Below are 22,084 nucleotides of genomic sequence, written 5' to 3'. Positions count from 1 at the left end.
CGTAGCGCTCGTTCAGGCCGCCGTGACCCGCAGTTTGACGGGCAGGTCCTCGCGGCTTCGGACCTTCATCTTCTTGTACACGCGGGTGAGATGCTGCTCGACGGTGCTCACGGTCACGAACAGCTCCTGGGCGATCTCCCGGTTGGTGAGTCCGCGTGCGGCGAGCGTGGCCACGCGCTGCTCGGACTTGCTGAGCTTGTCGAAGTCGTGCTCGTTCTTCGCGGGCCACTCGGTGCTCGGCTCCAGCGGCGGGGCGGCCACCATCAGCGCCTCGGGCACCGTGTCCGCGTTGCACACCTTGGCCATCCGGCGGGCCCGCAGACCCGCGGTGCGCGCCTTGTCCTTGTCGCCGATGGCCCGGTGCGCCGAGCTGAGATCGGCGAGGCAGCGCACCAACTCGTAGCGGTCGCCGCTGGCTTGGAGGAGCTGCATGGACTTGTTCAGGATGGTCAGGCGCTCCTTGAAGTCCCGGGTCGCGGCCAGCGCGCGCAACGCCATGCCCCGGGTGCGGGTGCTGCCGTATCCCCTCATGGCCAGCTGCGCCTCGAGGAGCCCCGCCGCCTTCTCCTTCTGGTCGAGCGACAGCCAGGCCTCGGCCGCGCCGACCCGCCACGGTACGAGCACGGGCGTGTCCATGTTCCACTGCTGCGTCTGCTCGCCGCAGGTCAGGAAGTCGGCCAGCGCCGCGTACGGGCGGCCGCCCGCCAGGTGGTGCCGGCCGCGGGCGTAGAGGTAGTGCAGCCCGGAACGGGTCTGGAAGAGTGCGGGAGCGGCCGCCGTCGCGAAGCACTGCGCGGCCTTCTCGTGGTTGCCGATGGAGGTGTGCGCCTCGGCCAGGGTGGCCAGGGCGAGCCACCCGTGGGTGTCCGGGGAGCGGTTCGAGGTCTGGGCGAGTGCCGCCGAACTGTGCTCGACGGCGACGTCGAGTTCACCGCGGCGCAGCGCGACCAGGCCGAGCAGGCCGCGGAGCACGGCGGTCCAGCCGGGCAGCTCGCTGTCGGTGGCGCCCATGAGAAAACGATTCGCTGTTCGCTGGGCGGAGTCCAGGGAGGACGAGTAGACGAGGGTCAGCACGGCGGGTACGACGCAGGCGCGGACGGACGCGTCGAACAGGCTGCCGGTCTGCAGCGACTGTTCGGCCTGGGCCGCGATGTAGGCATCGCCGTTGCCGGTCAGGACGGAGAGCAGGGACTGGTACGCCTGGAGCCGGGCGCGGACCGCGGGCGACGCGGAGCCAGTCAGGGCCGGGGCCACCGGCGCCGGTCTCCCGGCCGCGGCGGCCGTGCGCTGCACGCCGGGGAAGCTCGACGCGATCTGCAGTTCGGTCACCTGCATCTCGACGGCGATGTCGGGCCGGGCGATGTCGGCGTGCCGTGCGACGCTGTCGATGACCTCCACGGCGTCGTGCACCTGGGCGTTCCAGAGCATGGCCTGGGCGACCGGCAGAGCGGTGTCCGGCGCCATCAGGCCGGTGAGGATCGAGGTCTTCAGCGACTGGTAGCGGGCGACCGCACCGCCGAGTTCCACCATGGCGCAGATCTCCGCCAGTTGGGCCTTGATCTCGTACCGCGTGGTGTCCTCGGTGCAGGAGGCGTCGGCCAGTTTGAGGCAGCGGATGCCGAGGTCCATCTGCCCGGCGGCGAGCGCGTGGCGCGCCGCGTCGCGCAGCACCGGCAGGCCCCAGTCGTCCTTGACGGGTCCGGCCGCGAGGAGATGGAAGGCGATCGCCTCGGGCGGGGCGCCGTGGGCGTGCAGCAGCCGGGCGGCGCGGTGGTGCATCTCGATCACGGTGGCGCTCGGGATGGTGCCCAGCACGATCTCCCGCACCCGCTGGTGCCGGAACGCGCCCCCGAGCAGCAGTCCGCTGGCCTGGAGCCGGCGGAGCGCGGTACGGACGAGACCCAGAGGGGCATCGCACAACTCGCTCAGCTGGTATTCATCGGAATTCTCACCGAGCAGTGCGACTCCCTGCGCGACCAGACGGGCCAGAGTGCCCATGCGGTGCAGGCATATCTGAACGGCCCGCTGGAAGGCGTCACCCGCGAACGGACCGCAATCGGAACGCGGAATTTCGCTTGCGACTGCGGCGGGCTTTGCCTGACTGTCCTCCATGAGCGCGGAAATCAGCAGCGGATTTCCGCCGGTGAGTTCGTGGTAGTGGCTCGCGAGTTCCGTGTCGATCGGATCCGGGTTCGTTTCGGCGATCATCTGGGCGACCGCGTCGGAATTCAGCGGGGCGAGGGAAATGCAGCTCACGTGGGGCTCGTAGAGCATTTCCTGGAGAATGGGCGAGGTGGCCTCCACGGTCGGGTCCCAGGAGACGAATACCGAGAGGGGCAGTGCGAGCGGTCCGATGCGCGCCGTGAGGTGGCGCAGGCACCGGATGGAGAGCGGGTCGGCGTGGTGGATGTCGTCGACGACGAGGATGACGGGGCCGCGCTTGGTGAGTGCGGCGACCGCGGACTGCGCCAACTGCGCGACGTACGACCAGGGCGACGGGTGGCCTTGGGGGCCGTGCCCGTTCAGGGGCGTTTCGGGGTTTGTCTGGACTAAGAGTTGCTGGATGACGGAGAAGGGCTCGTCGCGCTCCTCCGGCAGTGCGCAGGTGCTGTAGACCGTGGCGCCCGCCGTCCGGCAGCGGCCGGCCAGGGCCCGCAGCAGGGTGCTCTTGCCGACGCCGGTGGGTCCGTTCACCACGGCCAGTGCGCCGACACCTGTACCGACCCGTTCCAGCAGGAGATCGATTTCTGTTCTCGCATTACCGCGACCCAACAGAGTTATCACCAAACCTCGCTTTCACGTTGCGCGGACGGCCCTTTGTGAAGGGGGGGACCCGGCGCGCACTCAGCCTGCCGCTCACGTTTTCCCAGATACCGCGGGATTTGCTGGTCAGATCTGCCGCGTGACTACCGCGTATCCTGTACGCAGCTCTGTCACGCGGTCAACAACTTTATCGAACATTTGCCCAAACTTGAGCCTTGATCGATCGCGATACCGACGTCCGTGCCAGGCGGACCGGGACGGGGAAGTGCCGGGTGGCCTGCGGTGATGGTAGTTCTTCGTGCTTCCGCCGCACACGAGCGGCGAGGCGACTCGTAAGTGAAATCCTCAAATACTCCCAGGGCGGCCTTCCCTCGGCGTTCGTGAGGCGGACCCCCGCCCGGAGGGGCGGGGCCAGGTCCGGTCCAACGGTCCGGCCGGCCGGGCGACGCAGGTGAGGCACCGTCAATCCGGTGGCCCCGCCGCAAGACCGGTGGCTCGTTCGACGTCAGGGTGGCTGGAATGTGGACGAGCACCGACGGGTATACCGACGCACGAACACCAAGCGCGTCACGGACCGCCCCCCACCCCGCACGGCTCTTCCGCACGGCCCTTCCGCCCCGCCGCAACCTCGTACGGCCCTTCCGCTCCGCCGCACCCCGTACGGCCCTTCCGCCCCCCAGCACCCCGTACGGCCTTTCCGTCCCGCCGCACCCCGTACGGCCTCTCCGTCCCCCCGCACCCGCACGATCTTTCCGCCCCACACACCGCAACGGCTCTTCCGCACCGTCCCCCCGCACTCCTCCGTCACAGAAGGAGGCACGCCGCCCATGACCACCACACCCACCGGCAGACCCGGCACCGAGCTCCCCGGCAGCGTCGAGCTCGCACCCGGCGCGGCCGGGGCCGATCCGCGCTTCGTCAACGACGACCTCCTGCCCGTCCCCGTGGCCGAACGCCGCTGGACCACCTACAACTTCGCCGCCCTCTGGGTCGGCATGGCCCACAACATCCCCTCCTGGCTGCTCGCCTCCGGACTCGTCGCCCTCGGCATGGACTGGCTCCAGGCCGTCCTCACCATCGCCCTCGCCAACGTCGTCGTGCTGCTGCCGATGCTGCTCACCGGGCACGCCGGGCCCAAGTACGGCATCCCCTTCCCGGTCCTCGCCCGCGCCTCCTTCGGCCTGCGCGGCGCCAACCTGCCTGCCCTGGTCCGGGCCGCGGTCGCCTGCGCCTGGTTCGGCATCCAGACCTGGATCGGCGGTCAGGGCGTCTTCGTCCTGCTCGACAAGGCCGTCGGCGGCGACTGGGCGTCGGCGGCGAAGATCGCGGGTCAGCCCTGGACGCTCTGGCTCTGCTTCGTCCTCTTCTGGGCGCTGGAGCTCGCGATCATCCATCGGGGCATGGAGGCGCTCCGCCGCTTCGAGAACTGGGCCGCCCCCTTCGTCATCGTCGGCGCCCTCGCCCTGCTGGTCTGGATCGCGGTCAAGGCGGGCGGCTTCGGCCCCCTCCTCGACCAGCCGTCCGAACTCGGCTGGGGCCCGGACTTCTGGCGCGTCTTCTTTCCCGCCCTCATGGGCATGATCGCGTTCTGGGCGACCCTCAGCCTCAACATCCCCGACTTCACCCGCTTCGGCGCCGGACAGCGCGCCCAGGTGTGGGGGCAGACCCTCGGCCTGCCGACCACCATGACCCTCTTCGCGCTGCTCTCCGTGCTGGTCACGTCCGGCTCCCAGGCCGTCTACGGGGCGCCCGTCTGGGATCCGGTCGCGCTCGCCGCCAAGACCGACAACGTCTTCGGGCTGCTCTTCGCCCTGGTGACCGTCCTCGTCGCCACCCTGTCGGTCAACATCGCCGCGAACGTCGTCTCGCCCGCGTACGACCTGGCGAACCTCGCTCCCAAGCTGGTCGACTTCCGCAAGGGTGCGCTGATCACCGGCGTCGTCGGCGTCCTCATCATGCCGTGGAAGCTCACCTCCACGCCCGAGCTGTACATCTTCACCTGGCTCGGTCTCGTCGGCGGACTGCTCGGCACGGTGGCCGGCATCCTCATCGCCGACTACTGGCTGGTCCGCCGCACCGTGCTCGACCTCGGCGGCCTCTACCGCGTCGACGGCCCCTACTGGTACCGCGGCGGCTGGAACCCCGCCGCCGTCCTCGCCTTCGGTGTCGGCGGGGTCCTGGCGGTCGGCGGTTCCCACTCGGCGCCCGGCACGGGACCGTTCCCCGAGGACGGCCTGATCCCCTTCCTCAAGCCCCTCGCCGACTACGGCTGGGCGGTCGGCCTCGCCGCCTCGCTGCTCCTCTACACCGGGCTCATGTCCCGGCGCCGCGCCCACGGCCCGGAGGGGGGCGCGGAGTGACACACGCGACACTCTGATCTTTACCCGTCCGTCTCCATGACATAGCCTCGGCGGACAGACCACCTGGGTAGCGTGTGATCCACCCCACGGTCATGTGCCGACGCATGACCCGCTCGCAACCCGCCCCCCACGGTGTCGTTTTCCGTTCACACAGAGCAACAGAAGGCGGTCGTCGATGTCCGGCACGGAATCCTCCGACTACACCCAGCGGCTCGCGAGGCTGGAGAACTCGGGGATCAAGCGACTGCTGCCCACCCAGGCGCCGTACCGGTGGAATCTGAAGCGCCTGGGCCTGGGACGCGTGCTGGACGTCGGCTGCGGCATCGGCCGCAATCTGCTCAACTGCGGCCCCGACAGCGTGGGCGTCGACCACAACGCGACCTCCGTCGCCACCTGTCGTGAGCGCGGCCTCAACGCCTACACGCCCGACGAGCTCGCCGAGGCTCCGGACTGCGGCCCGGGCTCCTTCGACAGCCTGCTGTGCGCGCACGTGCTGGAGCACATGGACGAGTCCCTGGGCAACACGATCCTGGAGCAGTACCTGCCGCTGGTGAAGCCCGGCGGTTCGGTCGTCCTGATCTGCCCGCAGGAGGCCGGCTACAAGACGGACGCCACCCACGTGCGCTTCGTCGACTTCGACGGCCTGCGCGCCCACGCCGAGAAGACCGGCCTGACGGTCGAGCGCACCTACTCCTTCCCGTTCGCCCGCTCCGTCGGCAAGGCCTTCCCGTACAACGAGTTCATCCTGGTCGCCCGCACCCCCGCCGCCTGACCCGCACGGATCAGGGCAGGGGGTCCGGCCCCCAGCCGGGCACGTGTGCCGCGGCGGCGCGCTCCCACGCGGCCGCGCCCCCGGCGACCGGCCACGCCCGGGTGATCTCCGGGGTCCGTTCGATCGCCCGCAGGGTGTCCGCCAGCCGGCGGCTCTCCGCTGCCACGCGCACGGACGCGAGCGGTCCGGCCGCCGCGGCGGTCCGCCGCTCGTACTCCTCGACCGGACCGGCGGCGCACCACTCCACCCAGGAGGCGTCGACCGCACGGGACAGCAGCAGGACCGGCGGACGTCCGCCCTCGGCGAGCGCGGCGACCAGCCGGTCGTGCCCGTCGAGCAGCACCGGGGAGTGCAGCCCGCTGATCCACCACAGCAGGACGGGCGGCAGCACGCCCTCCCGGTACTGGCGGCGGTACGCCTTCACCCGGGCAGCCCCGGGACCGGACAGGGCCCGCAGCGGCAGCAGGTCGCGGGCGTCCTCGTCCGGGTCGCCGTAGCCGAACCACGTGAGGTGCCCCCGGTCGGGGTCGTGCGCGAGCAGCTTGGGCCAGTTGCGGTCCACGAACCAGCGCGGCGTCATCGGGCCCAGATTCCAGTCGCCCGAGTGCAGCGGCCCGCCGACCGCCCCGCGCAGCTCCGCCTCCGCGTACGCGGCCCAGCGCTCCCGCCAGGCCTCGGAGCCGGGCACGGCGAACGCGGCGAAGTCGCGCGCCGTAGCGGCCTTCAGCGGAGCGATCGGCGAGACGTACGCGCCGGTTCGCGCGTAGTGCACCCCACGGTGGGTGGCCCGCTGGCGCGCGAAGAGAACGGGCCGCTCGCCCTGCGTCAGGACGAGCCGCCCGCCGTCCGCACTCTGCATCCGCAGCCCCGGCAGCACCGGGTGATCGATCCGCATGCGGGCAGCCTACGAGTCCTGCCGACGGCCTCCGCGGCCGCCCGGGACCCCTCCGGGCACCGGACGGCGACCGTCGGGGTGCGGGACGGGCGACCGTTGGGGTGCGGGACGGGCGACCTTCGGGGTGCGGGGCGGCGACCGTCGGGGCACCGGGCGGCGACCGTCGGGGTGCGGGATCGGCCCGCGGTGCGAGGGGCGGCCGGGAACGCCGGCCCGGTCCCAGCGCTCTCAGGGCACCCGGGCCGTCCACTCCGGTGTCGCGAACTTCGTCTCCGCCAGTTCCTTGGCCAGCGCCAGCTCCTCCTCCGTGATCCGGCCCTCCGTGAGGCCGTAACGGCCGCGGAAGGACGCGATCATGCGGTCGATGACGGCCTCGCGGGGCAGACCGGTCTGGCGGCGCAGCGGGTCCACCCGCTTCCTGGCGCTCTTCGTGCCCTTGTCGGACAGCTTCTCGCGCCCGATCCGCAGCACGTCCGTCATCTTGTCGGCGTCGATGTCGTACGCCATCGTCACGTGGTGCAGCACGGCGCCCTCGCCCCTGACCACCCGCTTCTGCGCGGCGCCCGCGATCTTCCCGGCGTCCGTCGCGATGTCGTTGAGCGGCCGGTACCAGGCCTTGATGCCCATGTCGCCGAGCGCGCCGAGCACCCAGTCGTCGAGATAGGCGTAGCTGTCGGTGAAGGAGAGACCCTGGACCAGGGCGTCGGGGACGGACAACGAGTACGTGATCGTGTTGCCCGGCTCGATGAACATGGCGCCGCCGCCGCTGATCCGGCGGACCACCTCGATTCCGTGCCGCTCGGCCGCCTCCCGGTCCACCTCGTTGCGCAGCGACTGGAAACTGCCGATGACCACGGCCGGGGCGCCCCACTCCCACACCCGCAGCGTCGGCGGGCGCCGGCCGGCCGCCACCTCGGCCGTCAGGACCTCGTCGAGCGCCATGTGCAGGGCGGGTGCCTGCGGCGGCTCGTGGACCAGCTGCCAGTCGTAGTCGGTCCAGTCGGTCGCGTGCGCCAGCGCACGGCGGACCGCGACCCCGATGCCCTCCGTGGTCAGGCCGTACATCTCGGTGCCCGGCGGCAGCGCCTGGTCGATGCGGGCGGCCAGGCCCGCCGCGCCGGTGTCGGCCGGGGCGCCCTCCAGGGCCCGGTCGATCGCCAGGATCGCCTCGTCCGGTTCGAGGAAGAAGTCGCCCGCGACGCGGACCCGGCGCAGCACGCCCTCCTCCACGTCGAGGTCGACGACGACCAGCTTGCCGCCGGGGACCTTGTACTCGCCGTGCACGGAACCTCCCTGGAGGTAAGGGGTGAACTCGATCAAAGCGTACTCGCGGCCCGTGGGTCGCCCACCGGTTGTCCACAGGTCGCCGCGGGGACCCCTGGATGTCAGACGCGTGTGGTGGGATGGACGCATGACGGAACGACGAACGACCGGAGAAACAGACTTCCTCGCCCACGTCCTCGCCGGCGGCACCACCGAGGTGGAGGAGGCGGTCCGCAAGGCCGCCGCCGCCGAGATCATGCCGCGCTTCCGGCAGCTCGACGCCGACGACATCGTCGAGAAGAACGGGCCGCACGACCTGGTCACCGTCGCCGACCGGGCCGCCGAGGCCCACCTCACCGCCTCCCTCACCGCCCTGCTGCCCGGCTCCGTGGTGGTCGGCGAGGAGGCCGTGCACGCCGATCCCACCGTGTACGAGGCCCTGAAGGGCGACGCACCGGTGTGGATCGTCGACCCGGTGGACGGCACCCGCCAGTTCGTCCACGGCGACTCCGGCTTCTGCACCCTCGTCGCCCTCGCCCGCGGCGGCGAACTGCTCGCCTCCTGGACCTACGCCCCCGCCCTCGACGAGCTCGCCGTCGCGGTGCGCGGCCTCGGCGCCACGCTGAACGGGACGCCGATACGGTCGGGCGCGCCCGCCCCCGGAGCGGTTCTGGAGGTCGCCACCTCCCACCCCGACTACACCACCCCGGACCAGAAGCGCGCCCTGCTCGGACTGCGCACCGAGGGCGTCGCGCCCCGCCCCTGCGGCTCGGCCGGCCTCGAGTACCTGGCGATCGCCCGGGGCGAGCTCGACGCCGTCGCCTTCTCCTGGGAGTACGCCTGGGACCACGCGGCAGGCCTCCTCCTCGTCGCGGAGGCCGGCGGCGCGGACCTGACCCTCACCGGCGAGCCCTTCCGCATCACCGGGGGCAACGCCCTGCCGTTCACCGCGGCCCGCGACGCGGCCACCGCGGCGCGGGTCCGGTCCCTGCTCGGGGCGGGGTAAGTGCCTTACGGGGCCGGGAATATGCTGGGATCCTTGGCCGCCGGCTGACGAAGGAGTCCGAGGTGCCGTCGATGCTCGATGCCGTCGTCGTGGGGGCGGGACCCAACGGACTGACCGCCGCAGTGGAGCTCGCCCGGCGGGGCTTCTCCGTGGCGGTGTTCGAGGCGAAGCCGACGATCGGCGGCGGCGCCCGCACCGAGGAGCTCACCCTGCCGGGCTTCCTGCACGACCCCTGCTCGGCCGTGCACCCCCTGGGTGTCAACTCGCCCGTGTTCCGCACCATGCCGCTGGAGCGCCACGGCCTGGAGTGGCTGCACCCGCGGCTGCCCATGGCCCACCCCTGGGCCGACGGCACCGCGGCCGTGCTGTCCCGGTCGGTCGCGGAGACCGCGGCCTCCTTCGGGCCCCAGGACGCGGGCGCCTACCGGCGCCTGGTCACGCCGTTCCTGCCCCACTGGGAGAACCTGGTCCGGGACTTCATGCAGCTGCCGCTCACCGCGCTGCCCCGGGACCCGGTCACCCTGGCCCGCTTCGGTCTGGCCGGGCTCCCGCCGTCCACCTGGCTGATGCGCCGCTTCCGCGACGAAAAGGCACGCGCCCTCTTCGCCGGGCTCGTCGCCCACGTCATCGCCCCGCTCGACGGCTTCGCCACCAGCGCCGTCGGCCTGGTCTTCGCGCTCGCCGCGCACGCGGCCGGCTGGCCGATGCCCCGGGGCGGCTCCCAGTCGATCTCCGACGCCCTCGCCGGGTATCTGAAGGAACTCGGCGGCGCCGTCCACACGGACTTCGAGGTCAAGCGCCTGGACGACCTGCCGCCCGCCCGCGCCTACGTCTTCGACACCTCGCCCACGGCCCTCGCCCGGATCGCCGGCCTCGGCTCCGCCTACGACTCGTACCGCTACGGCGCCGGCGTCTTCAAGATCGACTACGCCCTGTCCGGCCCCGTGCCGTGGACCGCGGAGGCCGCCCGCCGGGCCGGCACCGTGCAGATCGGTCCCACCGCGGGCGACATCGGCACCGCCCTGCGCCAGGCCTCGTCCGGCACCGCCCCCGACCAGCCGTTCCTCATCACGGCCCAGCCCAGCCTGGTCGATCCCGGCCGAGCCCCCGAGGGCAAGCACGTCTTCTGGGCGTACGGCCACGTCCCCAACGGCTGGCGCGGGGACCTCACCGATGCCATGGAGCGCCAGATCGAGCGCTTCGCACCCGGATTCCGTGACCTGATCCTCGCCCGCGCCACCGCGGGCCCGCCCGAACTCGCCGCCCGCAACGCCAACTACGTCGGCGGTGACATCGCCTGCGGCGCCGCCCGCGGGCTCCAGCTGATCCTCCGTCCCAAGCTCTCCCTCTTCCCGTACCGGACGGCGCATCCCGCGGTCTTCCTGTGCTCCTCCGCCACTCCGCCGGGCCCCGGCGTGCACGGCATGTCCGGGCACAACGCCGCGAAGGCCGTCTGGCGCCGGCTGCGCACCCCCGCCGCGGCCTGAGCCCGCGGGGAACCCGGATGTCCGACGCGGTCGACGGCGGGAGGATGGAGACATGAGTACCCGACCCGAGATCGTCCTGGTCCGCGGCGACATCACCGAACAGGACACCGACGTCATCGTCAACGCCGCCAACTCCTCGCTCCTCGGCGGCGGCGGAGTCGACGGCGCCATCCACCGCAAGGGCGGGCCCGCGATCCTCGCCGCCTGCCGCGAGCTGCGCGCCGGCCACTACGGCCGTGGCCTGCCGACCGGCCGGGCCGTCGCCACCACCGCCGGGAACCTCGCCGCGCGCTGGGTCGTCCACACCGTCGGCCCGGTCCACAGCCGCGAGGAGGACCGCTCGGCGCTCCTCGCCTCCTGCTACCGGGAGTCCCTGCGGGTGGCCGACGAACTGGGGGCCCGTACCGTGGCGTTCCCGGCCGTCTCCACAGGCGTCTACGGCTGGCCGATGGACGACGGCGCCCGAATCGCCGTCGAGACGGTCCGCGCGGCCCGCCCCGCCTCGGTGACGGAGGTCCGCTTCGTCCTCTTCGACGAGCAGGCGTACGACACCTTCGCCGAACAGCTCCGCCCCGCCTAGGCCCTGACGTCGAACTCCCGTCTGCCCCGCGACGCCGGGAGTTTGACGACAGGACCTGGCCCGACCGCCCCCCGACGGCCGGACCACGGCGAGCCCTGGGGCGGTCCCGGCGACCGAGACCGGCCCACGGGCCCGCGACCGGGCGCAGGCGACCCGCGACCGGACCGCCGACGGCCACCCTAGTTCGCGAACACCCCCGCGGCCGGGGCCCGTTCGCCTGCGATCGCGCGCGCGAGACCGGCCGCGACGGACGCCGCCGCCGAGGCCGCCGCGCCGACGAGCGGCGCGGCGCTCCCCTCGGCGGGCGTCATCGCGGCGAGCGCGGCCACCACCCGGCGGTCCGGCCCCCGTACCGGCAGCGCCACGCAGACCAGGCCGGCCGCCGGCTCGTCCCGGTCCACGAAGGGCCCCGGGTCCCGGCCCACGAGAGGCCGCCCGGGCGCCGAGGCCGCCGGGAACGCCATGCCGTCGCGTACCGGCAGGAGCGGCTCCGCGCGCCCCGGCACCGAGGCGACGGTCAGCGCGTGATCATCGCGCAGCACCGTGAGCACCACACTGGCCCCCGTCGTCGCCCGCAGCCGGTGCAGGGCCGGCCGGGCCGCCGCGGTCAGGCCCGGATACGGCTGCCACGACTGCCCGAGCCGGAACAGCTGCGGCCCCAACACATACCTCCGGCCGCGCCGTTCGACGGCGCCGACCGGGCCGAGCTGGTCGAGCAGCCGGTGTGCGGTGCCCTTCGGCACCCCGCACGCCGAGGCGAGCTCGCTCAGGCCCGCCTCCCCGCCGCGTCGCCGCAGGGCGTCGAGGAGCGCGAACGCTCCCTCGACCACTCCTCTGCCGGCGGCCGGCCCTTCCTCCGTGGAGTCCGTTGTTCTGTGCGACATGGAGCGAAGTCTGCGCATCCACCGGCCGCGGTGGTATCCCAGGAATCTGGGGGCTGCGGTGCCCCTGCGCACGGGGCTGCCGGTGGACGCGGGCGACCTGCGCGTTTATCAGACATTCAGCGGGTGGGGAGAGCATGTTCACATGGTCCGCACCACCAACTGGCAGAGTATTCACGGCCGCACCGTCCGGGCCGCCCGGCAGGCGCGGGGTTCCGTCGCGGTCCTGGAGGCCGCGGCCACGACGATCGCCCAGGCAGTGCCCTTCGAACTGTGGGCCGGGGTGCTGCTCGACCCCGTGACCCTCCTCAACGTCGGCGGCTGCTACCGCCACGGTGTCAGCGCCGCGTGGCTGCCCCGCATGCTGGACATCGAGTACCGCGAGGGCGACGCCCTCTCGATGCCGGGCCTCGCCCGCCAGGCGCAGCCCGTCGGCACGCTCTCCGCAGCCCTCGGCGGCGAGCTGGAGCGCAGCCTCCGCTACCAGGACATCTACCGCCCGCTCGGCATGGCCGACGAGATGCGGCTGCTGTTGCGCGACGCCGGCCGGGTGTGGGGCGCGCTGGTGCTCACCCGGTCCGCCGACCGCCCGCCGTTCTCGGCCGCCGAGACGGAGTTCGCCGCCCGGTTGTCCGCCCCGCTGGGCCGCGTGCTGCGGGACACCCTGACCGAACGGCCCGCGACGCCCGGCATCGAGACCCGGTCGCTCGTGGTGCTCACCGCGGAGTACGAGATCGTCACCCGGTCCGGGACGGCGGCCGCCTGGTGTGCGGAGCTCGCCGAGACCCCCGACTGCGGCACGGGACTCCCTCCCGCCGCGTACGGGGTCGCCGCGGCGGCGCTGAACAGCGGCTCGGGCGGCAGCCGGGTGTGCGTGCCGACCCGCTCGGGTGGCTGGGCCGCCATCGAGGGCTGGCGCCTGGAGACGGGGGAGCGGCCCCAGGTCGCCCTCTCCATGGGCCCCGCGTCACCGCCGGACCGCATCGCCGCCCTGATGGAGGCCTACGCGCTCACACCCCGCGAGTGCCAGGTCCTGACCGAGGTGGTCAGCGGGGCGCCGACGGCGGAGATCGCCGGCCGGCTCACCCTGTCCCCGTTCACCGTGCAGGACCACCTCAAGTCGGTCTTCGCCAAGACCGGAGTGCGCTCGCGCCGCGAGCTGGTGGGCCAGATCTTCTTCCCCCACTACCTGCCGGCCCTGGCGCAGCAGGAGGCGGGGGCGGGGGCGTGAAGCCGCCGCGTGCAAGATGGGGGCCGGGGCCCGAAGCCCGCCCCACCCGCAAGGTGGGGGCCGGGCCCCTGAAGCCGCCCCCACCGGCAAGATGGGGGCCGTGCCCTGAAGCCGCCCCCACCCGCAAGATGGGGGCCGGGGCACCGGGCGGGGCACCGGCAAGATCGGGGCCCGCCGCCCCGGAGGCGTCACCCCGGAGCCGCCCCCCCCCGCGAGGCCGGCCCCACCCCACGTTGATGTCGTTTTCTCGCCAGCCCGGCCCCTTCCGAGCGGCGATCCTGGAGACATGCACACCGACACCGAGCGCTGCGTGCGGGCCGTCCAGTCGAAGGACGCCCGCTTCGACGGCGTGTTCTTCACCGCCGTACGCACCACCCGGATCTACTGCCGGCCGAGCTGCCCGGCCCGGCCGCCCAAGCCCGAGAACATGGAGTTCCACCCCACGGCCGCGTCCTGCCAGCGGGCCGGTTTCCGGGCCTGCAAACGCTGCCGGCCCGACACCAGCCCCGGCGCCCCCCAGTGGAACGCGCGGGCCGACGCCGTCGCCCGGGCCGTCCGGCTCATCCAGGATGGCGTCGTCGACCGCGAGGGCGTCCCGGGCCTGGCCGTTCGGCTCGGCTACTCCACGCGGCAGATCGAGCGCCAGCTCCTCGCCGAACTGGGTGCCGGACCGCTGGCGCTCGCCCGGGCCCAGCGGGCCCAGACCGCGCGGGTGCTCATCGAGACCACCCCGCTGCCCATGGCCGAGATCGCCTTCGCGTCCGGCTTCGCCTCGATCCGCACCTTCAACGACACCGTCCGCGAGGTCTTCGCCCTCGCTCCGGGCGAACTGCGGGCCCGTGTCAACGGCTCGCGCACCGCCGCCCCCGCGGCGCCCGGGACGATCACCGTGCGGCTGCCGTTCCGCGCCCCCCTCAACCCCTCCAACCTCTTCGGCCATCTCGCCGCCACCGCCGTCCCCGGCGTGGAGGAGTGGCGGGACGGCGCCTACCGGCGCACGCTGAGCCTCCCGTACGGGCACGGCATCGTCGCCCTCGCCCCGCGTCCCGACCACGTGCTGTGCCGGATCTCGCTGACCGACCCGCGCGACCTCACCCACGCCATCAGCCGCTGCCGCCGACTGCTCGACCTGGACGCCGATCCCGTCGCCGTCGACGACCAGCTGCGCACCGATCCGCTGCTCGCGCCGCTCGTCGACGCGGCGCCCGGGCGGCGGGTGCCGCGCACCGTGGACGCCGCCGAGTTCGCCGTACGCGCGGTGCTCGGCCAGCAGGTGTCCACCGCCGCCGCCCGCACCCACGCGGCCCGGCTGGTCACCGCACACGGCGTCCCCGTCGAGGATCCGGAGGGCGGCCTCACCCATCTCTTCCCGACCCCCGACGCGCTCGCCGGACTCGACCCGGAGAGCCTCGCCCTGCCCCGCAGCCGGCGCACCACCCTGCTCACCCTCGTGACCGCGCTCGCCGACGGCGGCCTCGCCCTCGGTCCCGAGAGCGACTGGACCGAGGCCCGGGCGCGGCTGCTCGCCCTGCCCGGCTTCGGCCCCTGGACCACCGAGGTGATCGCCATGCGGGCGCTCGGCGACCCCGACGCCTTCCTCCCCGGCGACCTCGGCGTCCGCCGCGCCGCCCAGGGCCTCGGCCTGCCCGCGACCCCCGCCGCGCTCACCGCCCGCGCCGCGCACTGGCGCCCCTGGCGTGCCTACGCCGTCCAGTACCTGTGGGCCACCGACTCCCACCCGATCAACCACCTCCCCGCGTAAGGAACCCGCTCATGCCCACCGTGCAGCACACGGTCGTGGACAGCCCGTACGACCTGCTGACCCTGGTCGCCGTCGACGGTGTCCTCAGCAGGATGTACATGACCGACCAGCGGCACCGTCCGCCGGAGGAGACCTTCGGCACGCCCGACCCGCGCCCCTTCACGGAGGCCGTGCGCCAGCTCGACGCGTACTTCGCGGGCGAACTCACCGAGTTCGACCTGCCGTTGCACCTCGTCGGCACCGAGTTCCAGCTGCGCGTCTGGGAGCAGCTGCGGCTCATCCCGTACGGCGAGACCCGCACCTACGGCGAACTCGCCGAGGCCCTGGGCAGCCCCGGGGCCTCCCGCGCGGTCGGTCTCGCCAACGGCAAGAACCCGGTCACGATCATCGTCCCCTGCCACCGGGTGATCGGCTCCGGCGGCAGCCTCACCGGCTACGGCGGCGGCCTGGACCGCAAGAAGCGTCTGCTCGCCTTCGAGTCGGGCGCCACCCCCGACGCCCTCTTCTGAAGGCCGGGCCTTCGGACCGGCCCGGGGTCACGGGTCAGCGGAGGCGTTCGAGCAGCGCGGGCAGCGCCGTGCCGATCGGCTCGCGGACGATCTCGTCGGCGATCGGGTCGTACGGGGTGGGCTCGGCGTTGACGATGATCAGCCGGGCCCCGTGCTCCGCCGCGATGCCCGCGAGGGAGGCGGCGGGCTGCACCTGCAGGCTCGTCCCGACCGCGATGAACACCTCGGTGGCCTTCGCGATCGACATGGCCTGCCCCAGCACCTGCGGGTCCAGGTTCTGCCCGAACATCACCGTGGCCGTCTTCAGGATCCCGCCGCACTGCAGACAGGGCGGATCGGCCTCGCCGGCCGCCACCCGTTCCAGGGCCTCGGCCGCCGAGGACCGGGCGTGACAGGCCGTGCACACCACCGCCCGCGCGGAGCCGTGCAGTTCGAGCACCTTGCGCTCCGGCACCCCGGCCGCCTGGTGCAGCCCGTCCACGTTCTGCGTGATCACCCGCAGCGCGTGGCCGCTCTTCTCGAACGCGGCGACGGCGTGGTGCGCCGCGTTCGGCCGGGCGTGCAGCACCGGCCCGTCCAGCCGCATCCGCCACGAGCGGCGGCGGATCTCCGGGTCGGCCATGTACGGCCCGTAGGTGACGAGCCGCTCGGCCTCCGGGTCACGCGTCCACATCCCGTCGGGCCCGCGGTAGTCGGGTATGCCCGAGTCCGTGGAGATGCCGGCACCGCTGAAGATCGCCACCATGGTCATACGGCGAGCGTAGGCGGGCCGGAAGCCCTCCCGCGAGCCGATTAACCGGTGCTAGCTTCCCCCCATGGCCAAGGTCAACGTCTCCCTCGACGCCGAACTCGTCGTCGAAGTCATGGTCCTCGCAGGCATCGGCAGCCCCCAGGACGCCGTCGAGGCCGTCGTGCGCGACTACATCGCCCGCGGACACCGCACCGAGGCCCGCACCGCCGCCCGCGACGAACCCCTGCGCACCGGCGGCCTGGTCCCCCCGGAGCCCGAGCAGGGCTGACCCGAAGCCGCAGCGCCACCGGATCCCGGCGCTGCGCGTACCGCTGACGGCCCGTCAGCCCGCCAGCTCCGCCAACCGCACGGTCCGGTCCGCCAGTTCGCTGATCCGCACCCCGTCGAAGCCGGCCACCGCGCTGCGGACCCGGTCCTCCAGCGGCTCCGACCACTGGGCCGGGATCGCCGCGGCACCGCACAGCACCCCGGCTACCGAACCGGCCGTCGCCCCGTTGGAGTCCGTGTCCAGGCCGCCCCGCACCGTGAGCGCGAGGGTGCGGGTGAAGTCCCCCTCCCCGTACAGGAGTCCGGCGGTCAGCACCGCCGCGTTCGGCACGGTGTGGATCCAGCCGAGCGCACTGGTCTCCTTCGCCAGCTCGGCCAGGGTCTCCGACCACTCCACGCCGGCCTCGTGCAGCGCCATCGTGTGCCGTACGGTCCGGGCGAGCCGGCTGCTCGCCGGGATCCGGTCCAGCGCCGTCGACAGCGCCGATCGCGCGTCGGGGGCGGTGAACGCCGCCGCCACCAGCGCCGCCGCCCACATCGCCCCGTACACCCCGTTCCCCGTGTGCGACAGCGCCGCGTCCCGCCGGGCCAGCGAGGCGGCCCGGCGCGGGTCTCCCGGCGACGTCCAGCCGTAGACGTCCGCCCTGATCAGGGCACCGATCCACTCCTGGTACGGGTTGTCGTAGGTGGCGGTCAGCGGGGGCTTCAGACCGTTCGCCAGATTGCGGTACGCGACCCGCTCGGCCGTGAAGGTCTGGAGGTAGGGGAGGCGCAGCAGCCACTGGTCCCCGACCTGTTCGGTGGTGAACGCGAAGCCGCGGGTCTCCAGCAGGTGCAGCCCGAGGATCGAGTAGTCGATGTCGTCGTCCCGGCAGCTCCCGTGGATCCGGCCGCGCACGCACTGCGGCCACTCCGGCCGCAGCTCGAAGCCGTCCGCGCCGGCCGCGGGCGGCGGGGGCAGATAGTCCGTCAGCGGCAGGGCACCGGTCAGCTCCAGATAGGCGTCGATCCGCTCGGGCGTCCAGTGCTCCCCGCGCTCGACGGGTTTGCCGAGCATGTTCCCGGCGATCCGCCCCGTCCAGCCGCCCAGGATCCGGTCGGCGAGTTCACTGTGCTTGAGCAGGCCCATGCCACCGGTCTACCCAATGCGGTGCCCTGCCGCGCGGCGACGCACCCGCCCGGCTCCGCCGGATCGCTTCCGCGGGCGAACGGAGGCGTCCGCTACCGCTCCTGCTCGTCCTCACCGACGGTCCGCGACCTCGCCGCCCGCCGCAGCCGGTGGTGACGAGGGGCCCGGCCCGGCGGGCGCGTCGCCGACCATCGTCCGTACGACGTCGCCCACCCCGTGCGGCGCGTGGTGCCGCGCCGGCCCGGCCCCCGGGTCGGTCCGCAGCTCCTTGAGCAGTGCCCAGCACAGCGCCAGCATCACCAGCACGAAGGGCAGCGCGACCAGGATCGTGCCCGTCTGGAGCGATGTGAGACCGCCCGCGACCAGCAGCACGGCCGCGACCGCCGCCATGAGCACGCCCCAGGCCACCACCAACCAGGTCCGCGGGTGGAGAGCGCCCCGGCTGGTCAGCGAGCCCATCACCAGCGAGGCCGAGTCCGCGCTGGTCACGAAGTACGTCATCACGAGGAGCATCGCCAGGTACGAGGTCACGGTGCCGATGGGCAGCGCGTCCAGCATCGCGAACAGCGAGGCCTCGGGTCCGCCCTTGACCGCGCCCGCCAGGTCGGCCGCGCCCGTCGAGTCGAGCCGGATCGCGGTGCCGCCCATGACGCAGAACCAGATCACCGTCGCGCCGGAAGGGACGAGCAGCACCCCGATCAGGAACTCGCGGACGGTCCGGCCGTGCGAGATCCGGGCGATGAAGGTGCCGACGAACGGCGCCCAGGACAGCCACCACGCCCAGTAGAAGATCGTCCAGGTGCCCAGCCACGTCCGGTCCGTGAACGCGCCCGTACGGCTCGCCATCGGCAGCAGTTGGTGCAGATAGCCGCCGACCGAGGCCGGGATCGTGTCGAGGACGTACACGGTCGGGCCGAGCAGGAACACGAACAGCATCAGGGCCGCGGCGAGCACGATGTTCAGCGTCGACAGCCACTTCACGCCCTTGTTCAGGCCGGAGAACGCCGACAGCACGAAGGCCGCCGACAGCGACACGATGATGATCAGCTCGGTGGTCGTGGAGTCCTTGACGCCGAGGGTGATGTTCAGGCCCTCCGCCACCTGCAGGGCGCCCAGGCCCAGACTGGTCGCCGTGCCGAAGACCGTGGCGAACACCGCGAGCAGGTCGACCGCCTTGCCCGGCCAGGACCGTGCCCGGCGCTCGCCCATCAGTGGCACGAAGGCGGCGCTGAGGGTGTTGCCGCGCCCCTTGCGGAATCCCGCGTAGGCCAGGGCGAGACCGGCGATCCCGTAGATCGCCCACGGGGTGAGGGTCCAGTGGAAGAACGAGTACTCCATGGCGGTCCGGGCCGCGGCGCCGGACTGCGGCGGGACCCCGGTCGCCGGCGGCGGGGCCAGGTAGTGCTGGAGGGGTTCCCCCACCCCGTAGAACATCAGGCCGATGCCCATTCCGGCGCTGAACATCATCGCGATCCACGCCAGGTTCGTGAACTCGGGTTCCGAGTCGTCGGAACCCAGACGGATGCGCCCGAAGCGGCTCGCCGCGATCACCACGCAGAGCACGAGGAACACATCCGCGGCGGTCACGAAGAGCCAGGCGAAAGTGGACAGCACCCAGCCGAGCGCCGACGAGGTGGCGTCGTCGAACGAGTCCTTCCCGAGGGCCGCCCACCCCACCACCGCGACCACCGCCGCCATTCCGATCCCGATGACCTTTGCGTCGGGGCGGGGGCTTTGTCCGGGGATTTGATCGATCGGTTCCGTGCTCATGTCGCCCCACTATGGAGCGGAATATCGCCTTATCAGGGGGTGGCACGCCGTCTGGCCGTACGGATAGGGTCGGCCCTGGCGCGACTGCCTGTTCGAAAGCAAGGGATGCAAGGTGACGGACGGAGCAGTAACTGAGGTCGCACGCGTGCTCGTCGCGGCCGACAAGTTCAAGGGCTCGCTCACGGCCGTACAGGTCGCGGAGCGGGTCACAGCAGGTCTGCGACGGGTCGTCCCGGAGCTCGACGTGGAGACCCTTCCCGTCGCCGACGGCGGCGACGGCACGGTGGCCGCGGCCGTCGCGGCCGGGTTCGAGCGGCGCGAGGTCACGGTGACCGGCCCGCTAGGCGAGCCCGTCAAGGCGGCGTTCGCGCTGCGCGGGACCACCGCGGTGGTGGAGATGGCGGAGGCCTCCGGCCTCCAGCTCCTGCCGGCCGGGGTCTTCGCCGCCCTCACGGCCACGACGTACGGCTCCGGCGAGCTGCTGCGCGCGGCTCTCGACGCGGGCGCCACCTCGATCGTCTTCGGCGTCGGCGGCAGCGCCACCACCGACGGCGGTGCCGGCATGCTCGCCGCGCTCGGTGCCCGTTTCCTCGACGCCGACGGTGAGCCCGTCGGTCCCGGCGGCGCGGCCCTCGCGGGGCTCGCCTCCGCCGACCTCTCGGGTGTCGACCCCCGCTTCTTCGATGTCGACCTCGTCCTCGCCAGCGACGTGGACAACCCGCTGACCGGTCCCAAGGGCTGCGCGGCGGTGTACGGCCCGCAGAAGGGCGCGAGCCCCGAGGACGTCGAGACCCTCGACTCGGCCCTCGCGCACTACGCGCGGGTCCTGGAGAAGGCGATCGGCTCCCGGGCCGCCGAGCTCGCCGCCTCGCCCGGCGCGGGCGGCGCGGGCGGCATCGGCTACGGCGCCCTGCTGATCGGCGCGAGCTTCCGGCCCGGCATCGAGCTCATGCTGGAGGTCCTGGGCTTCGCCCCGGCCCTGGAGCGCGCCACCCTCGTCATCACCGGCGAGGGCTCCCTCGACGAGCAGACCCTGCACGGCAAGGCCCCGGCGGGCGTCGCCGCGGCGGCCCGCGCGGCCGGCAAGGAGGTCGTCGCGGTCTGCGGCCGGCTCGCCCTCGCCCCCGAGGCCCTCGGCGCTGCCGGGATCCGCCGCGCCTACCCGCTCACCGAGCTGGAGCCCGAGCCGGCGAAGTCCATGGCGAACGCGGGCCCGCTCCTGGAGCAGGTCGCGGCGAACATCGCACGGGACTTCCTGGCGTAGGCGGACGTGGACACACCGCCGTAACGCGACGGTGTGAGGCTCGGGCGCATGAACGTACGCATCGAAGCGTCCCGCACGCACCCGGGCCTCGCCGGACTCCTCACCGCCTACCACCTCGCCACCGAGGCCGAGAAGGGCCGGCCCGTCGCCGCCCCCGACGCGCTGCCCGCCCGTTACCGGGCCGAGACGCGGGACCCGGCCGCCGCCTTCGCCGCCGACACGGTGCTGCTGGCCCTCGGGCCGGAGGCGCCGGTGGGCTGCGTCGTGCTCACCGCGGGCGGCGAGCTCAAGCGCCTGTGGGTGACGCCCGGGGACCGGGGACGCGGGACCGCCGCCGCCCTGGTGCACGAGGCCCTGCGCCGGGCGGATCAGGCGGGGCTGCTCTCCGTGCACCTCACGGTGTGGGAGTGGCGGAAGCGGGCCGTGATGCTCTACCGGCGGCTCGGCTTCGTGCCCTGCCCGCCCCGGGACGGAAGGGCCGGCCTGCTCTCCCTGGAGAAGCGGCTGAGCGCGGGGGAGATCCGTACGGGGGAGACGCGCCGGGAGGGGACCGGCGTCGGCGGGATCCGCGCGGACGGGATCCGCCCGGTCGGGATTCGCGCAGAGGAGATCCACCCGGACGGGATCGGCGCGGAGGAGATCTGCCCGTACGGGATCGGCGCGGAGGAGATTGGCGCGGACGGGCTCCGCGCGGACGGGCTCCGCGCGGACGGGCTCCGCGCGGACGGGCTCCGCGCGGACGGGCTCCGCGCGGACGGGCCCCGCGCGGACGGGCCCCGCGGGGACGGGCTCCGCGCGGATGAGATCCGGACAGGTGGCCTCCAGACGCAGGAGATCCGGACGGGTGGCCTCCGGACGCAGGAGGCCCGCACGGAGGAGATCCGGCACCTGACGCCCCAGGAGGTCCGTGAGCAAGCCTCCGGCGGTCTTGCCGGCCTCCTCGTGGACGCGGTCGACGGCGGTGCCTCCGTCGGCTTCCTGGCGCCTCTGGACCCGGCGGAGGCCGCCGAGTGGTGGACCCGGGCCGCGGGGGACCGGGAGGTCTGGGCGGCGTACGGCTCCGGGGGTGAGATCGTCGGGGCGGTCACGCTCGTCCGCGACACGAAGGCGAACGGACGCCACCGCGGCGAGATCGCCAGGCTGGTGGTCCACCGCGAGGCCCGTGGGCGCGGCCTCGGCGCCCGCCTGCTGGCGACGGCCGAGGCCCACGCCGCGGCCGTCGGCCTCGGCCTGCTGGTCCTGGACACGGAGACCGACAGTCCCGCCGAACGCCTCTACCGCGCGGCGGGCTGGACCGCCGCGGGGGTGATCCCGGACTTCGCCGCCGACCCGTGGGGCACCCTGCGGCCCACCACGCTGTACTACAAGCGCCCGGGCCGCTGACGGCACGCGAA

Annotated in this window: 17 protein-coding genes and 2 pseudogenes; 12 read left to right on the top strand and 7 right to left on the bottom strand. The window is 73.4% G+C overall.

Annotation, left to right across the window (positions count from 1 at the left end; genetic code table 11):
* Nucleotides 1-12 precede the first annotated feature (12 nt).
* Nucleotides 13-2,784 (bottom strand): AAA family ATPase, encoded by a 2,772-nt coding sequence (locus tag ACIRQF_RS06935; protein ID WP_404089456.1) that lies wholly within the window; start codon nt 2,782-2,784, stop codon nt 13-15.
* Nucleotides 2,785-3,590: 806 nt separating this feature from the next.
* On the opposite strand from ACIRQF_RS06935, the gene ACIRQF_RS06930 reads away from it, so the two are divergent.
* Entirely contained in the window at nt 3,591-5,123 is a 1,533-nt protein-coding gene (locus ACIRQF_RS06930; protein WP_404089454.1) for an NCS1 family nucleobase:cation symporter-1, read from the top strand.
* A gap of 175 nt (nt 5,124-5,298) precedes the next feature.
* On the top strand, nt 5,299-5,895 hold the full coding sequence (locus tag ACIRQF_RS06925) for a class I SAM-dependent methyltransferase (protein ID WP_376633408.1): 597 nt from the start codon (nt 5,299-5,301) through the stop codon (nt 5,893-5,895).
* Between the two features lie 10 nt (nt 5,896-5,905).
* Here the strand turns inward: ACIRQF_RS06925 and ACIRQF_RS06920 are convergent, their stop codons facing one another.
* Complete coding sequence (locus tag ACIRQF_RS06920) at nt 5,906-6,790, bottom strand: hypothetical protein (protein ID WP_404089452.1); 885 nt, start codon at nt 6,788-6,790, stop codon at nt 5,906-5,908.
* Nucleotides 6,791-7,018: 228 nt separating this feature from the next.
* A complete protein-coding gene (locus ACIRQF_RS06915; protein ID WP_404089450.1) occupies nt 7,019-8,074 on the bottom strand; it encodes a biotin/lipoate A/B protein ligase family protein in 1,056 nt (351 codons plus the stop codon).
* Nucleotides 8,075-8,201: 127 nt separating this feature from the next.
* On the opposite strand from ACIRQF_RS06915, the gene ACIRQF_RS06910 reads away from it, so the two are divergent.
* From ACIRQF_RS06910 to ACIRQF_RS06900, 3 genes are all read left to right on the top strand, one after another.
* Entirely contained in the window at nt 8,202-9,059 is an 858-nt protein-coding gene (locus ACIRQF_RS06910; RefSeq protein WP_404089448.1) for an inositol monophosphatase family protein, read from the top strand.
* A 62-nt stretch (nt 9,060-9,121) separates the two neighbouring features.
* Entirely contained in the window at nt 9,122-10,546 is a 1,425-nt protein-coding gene (locus ACIRQF_RS06905) for a phytoene desaturase family protein (protein ID WP_389756994.1), read from the top strand.
* 52 nt (nt 10,547-10,598) lie between these two features.
* Nucleotides 10,599-11,126 (top strand): O-acetyl-ADP-ribose deacetylase, encoded by a 528-nt coding sequence (locus tag ACIRQF_RS06900; protein ID WP_382483225.1) that lies wholly within the window; start codon nt 10,599-10,601, stop codon nt 11,124-11,126.
* 179 nt (nt 11,127-11,305) lie between these two features.
* Here the strand turns inward: ACIRQF_RS06900 and ACIRQF_RS06895 are convergent, their stop codons facing one another.
* Nucleotides 11,306-12,010, bottom strand: a complete 705-nt coding sequence (locus ACIRQF_RS06895; RefSeq protein ID WP_404089445.1) for an IclR family transcriptional regulator — start codon at nt 12,008-12,010, stop codon at nt 11,306-11,308.
* Nucleotides 12,011-12,152: 142 nt separating this feature from the next.
* Here ACIRQF_RS06895 and ACIRQF_RS06890 point away from each other — a divergent pair, with 142 nt between their 5' ends.
* The 3 genes from ACIRQF_RS06890 (at nt 12,153) to ACIRQF_RS06880 (ending at nt 15,509) form a co-directional block, all read left to right on the top strand.
* Nucleotides 12,153-13,238 (top strand): response regulator transcription factor, encoded by a 1,086-nt coding sequence (locus ACIRQF_RS06890; RefSeq protein WP_404089443.1) that lies wholly within the window; start codon nt 12,153-12,155, stop codon nt 13,236-13,238.
* 286 nt (nt 13,239-13,524) lie between these two features.
* On the top strand, nt 13,525-15,000 hold the full coding sequence (locus ACIRQF_RS06885) for an AlkA N-terminal domain-containing protein (RefSeq protein WP_404089441.1): 1,476 nt from the start codon (nt 13,525-13,527) through the stop codon (nt 14,998-15,000).
* Between the two features lie 11 nt (nt 15,001-15,011).
* Nucleotides 15,012-15,509: a methylated-DNA--[protein]-cysteine S-methyltransferase gene (locus ACIRQF_RS06880; RefSeq protein ID WP_376633392.1), complete on the top strand. Its 498-nt coding sequence runs from the start codon at nt 15,012-15,014 to the stop codon at nt 15,507-15,509.
* 34 nt (nt 15,510-15,543) lie between these two features.
* Here ACIRQF_RS06880 and ACIRQF_RS06875 read toward each other — a convergent pair whose 3' ends face one another.
* Nucleotides 15,544-16,260, bottom strand: a complete 717-nt coding sequence (locus ACIRQF_RS06875; RefSeq protein ID WP_404089439.1) for an SIR2 family NAD-dependent protein deacylase — start codon at nt 16,258-16,260, stop codon at nt 15,544-15,546.
* A gap of 64 nt (nt 16,261-16,324) precedes the next feature.
* Here ACIRQF_RS06875 and ACIRQF_RS06870 point away from each other — a divergent pair, with 64 nt between their 5' ends.
* The gene (locus tag ACIRQF_RS06870; protein ID WP_389756974.1) at nt 16,325-16,528 is read left to right on the top strand and encodes a DUF2191 domain-containing protein; all 204 of its coding nucleotides are present in this window, start codon (nt 16,325-16,327) and stop codon (nt 16,526-16,528) included.
* Between the two features lie 54 nt (nt 16,529-16,582).
* On the opposite strand, the gene ACIRQF_RS06865 is transcribed toward ACIRQF_RS06870, so the two are convergent.
* Together ACIRQF_RS06865 and ACIRQF_RS06860 are read right to left on the bottom strand one after the other, a co-directional pair.
* The gene (locus tag ACIRQF_RS06865) at nt 16,583-17,656 is read right to left on the bottom strand and encodes an ADP-ribosylglycohydrolase family protein (RefSeq protein WP_404089437.1); all 1,074 of its coding nucleotides are present in this window, start codon (nt 17,654-17,656) and stop codon (nt 16,583-16,585) included.
* Between the two features lie 92 nt (nt 17,657-17,748).
* A pseudogene (locus ACIRQF_RS06860) lies at nt 17,749-19,426 on the bottom strand (BCCT family transporter).
* 112 nt (nt 19,427-19,538) lie between these two features.
* Here ACIRQF_RS06860 and ACIRQF_RS06855 point away from each other — a divergent pair.
* From ACIRQF_RS06855 to ACIRQF_RS06845, 3 genes and pseudogenes are all read left to right on the top strand, one after another.
* Nucleotides 19,539-20,690: a glycerate kinase gene (locus tag ACIRQF_RS06855; RefSeq protein ID WP_404089435.1), complete on the top strand. Its 1,152-nt coding sequence runs from the start codon at nt 19,539-19,541 to the stop codon at nt 20,688-20,690.
* 48 nt (nt 20,691-20,738) lie between these two features.
* Nucleotides 20,739-21,164 (top strand): annotated as a pseudogene (locus ACIRQF_RS06850) (GNAT family N-acetyltransferase); the annotation flags it as partial.
* Between the two features lie 405 nt (nt 21,165-21,569).
* Entirely contained in the window at nt 21,570-22,073 is a 504-nt protein-coding gene (locus ACIRQF_RS06845; protein ID WP_404089563.1) for a GNAT family N-acetyltransferase, read from the top strand.
* Nucleotides 22,074-22,084 lie beyond the last annotated feature (11 nt).

Source organism: Streptomyces sp. NPDC101191 (assembly GCF_044767915.1).
Taxonomy (GTDB): domain Bacteria; phylum Actinomycetota; class Actinomycetes; order Streptomycetales; family Streptomycetaceae; genus Streptomyces.
The sequence above is the reverse complement of the archived record's forward strand: the minus strand, read 5'-3'. Positions and strand labels throughout refer to the sequence as shown.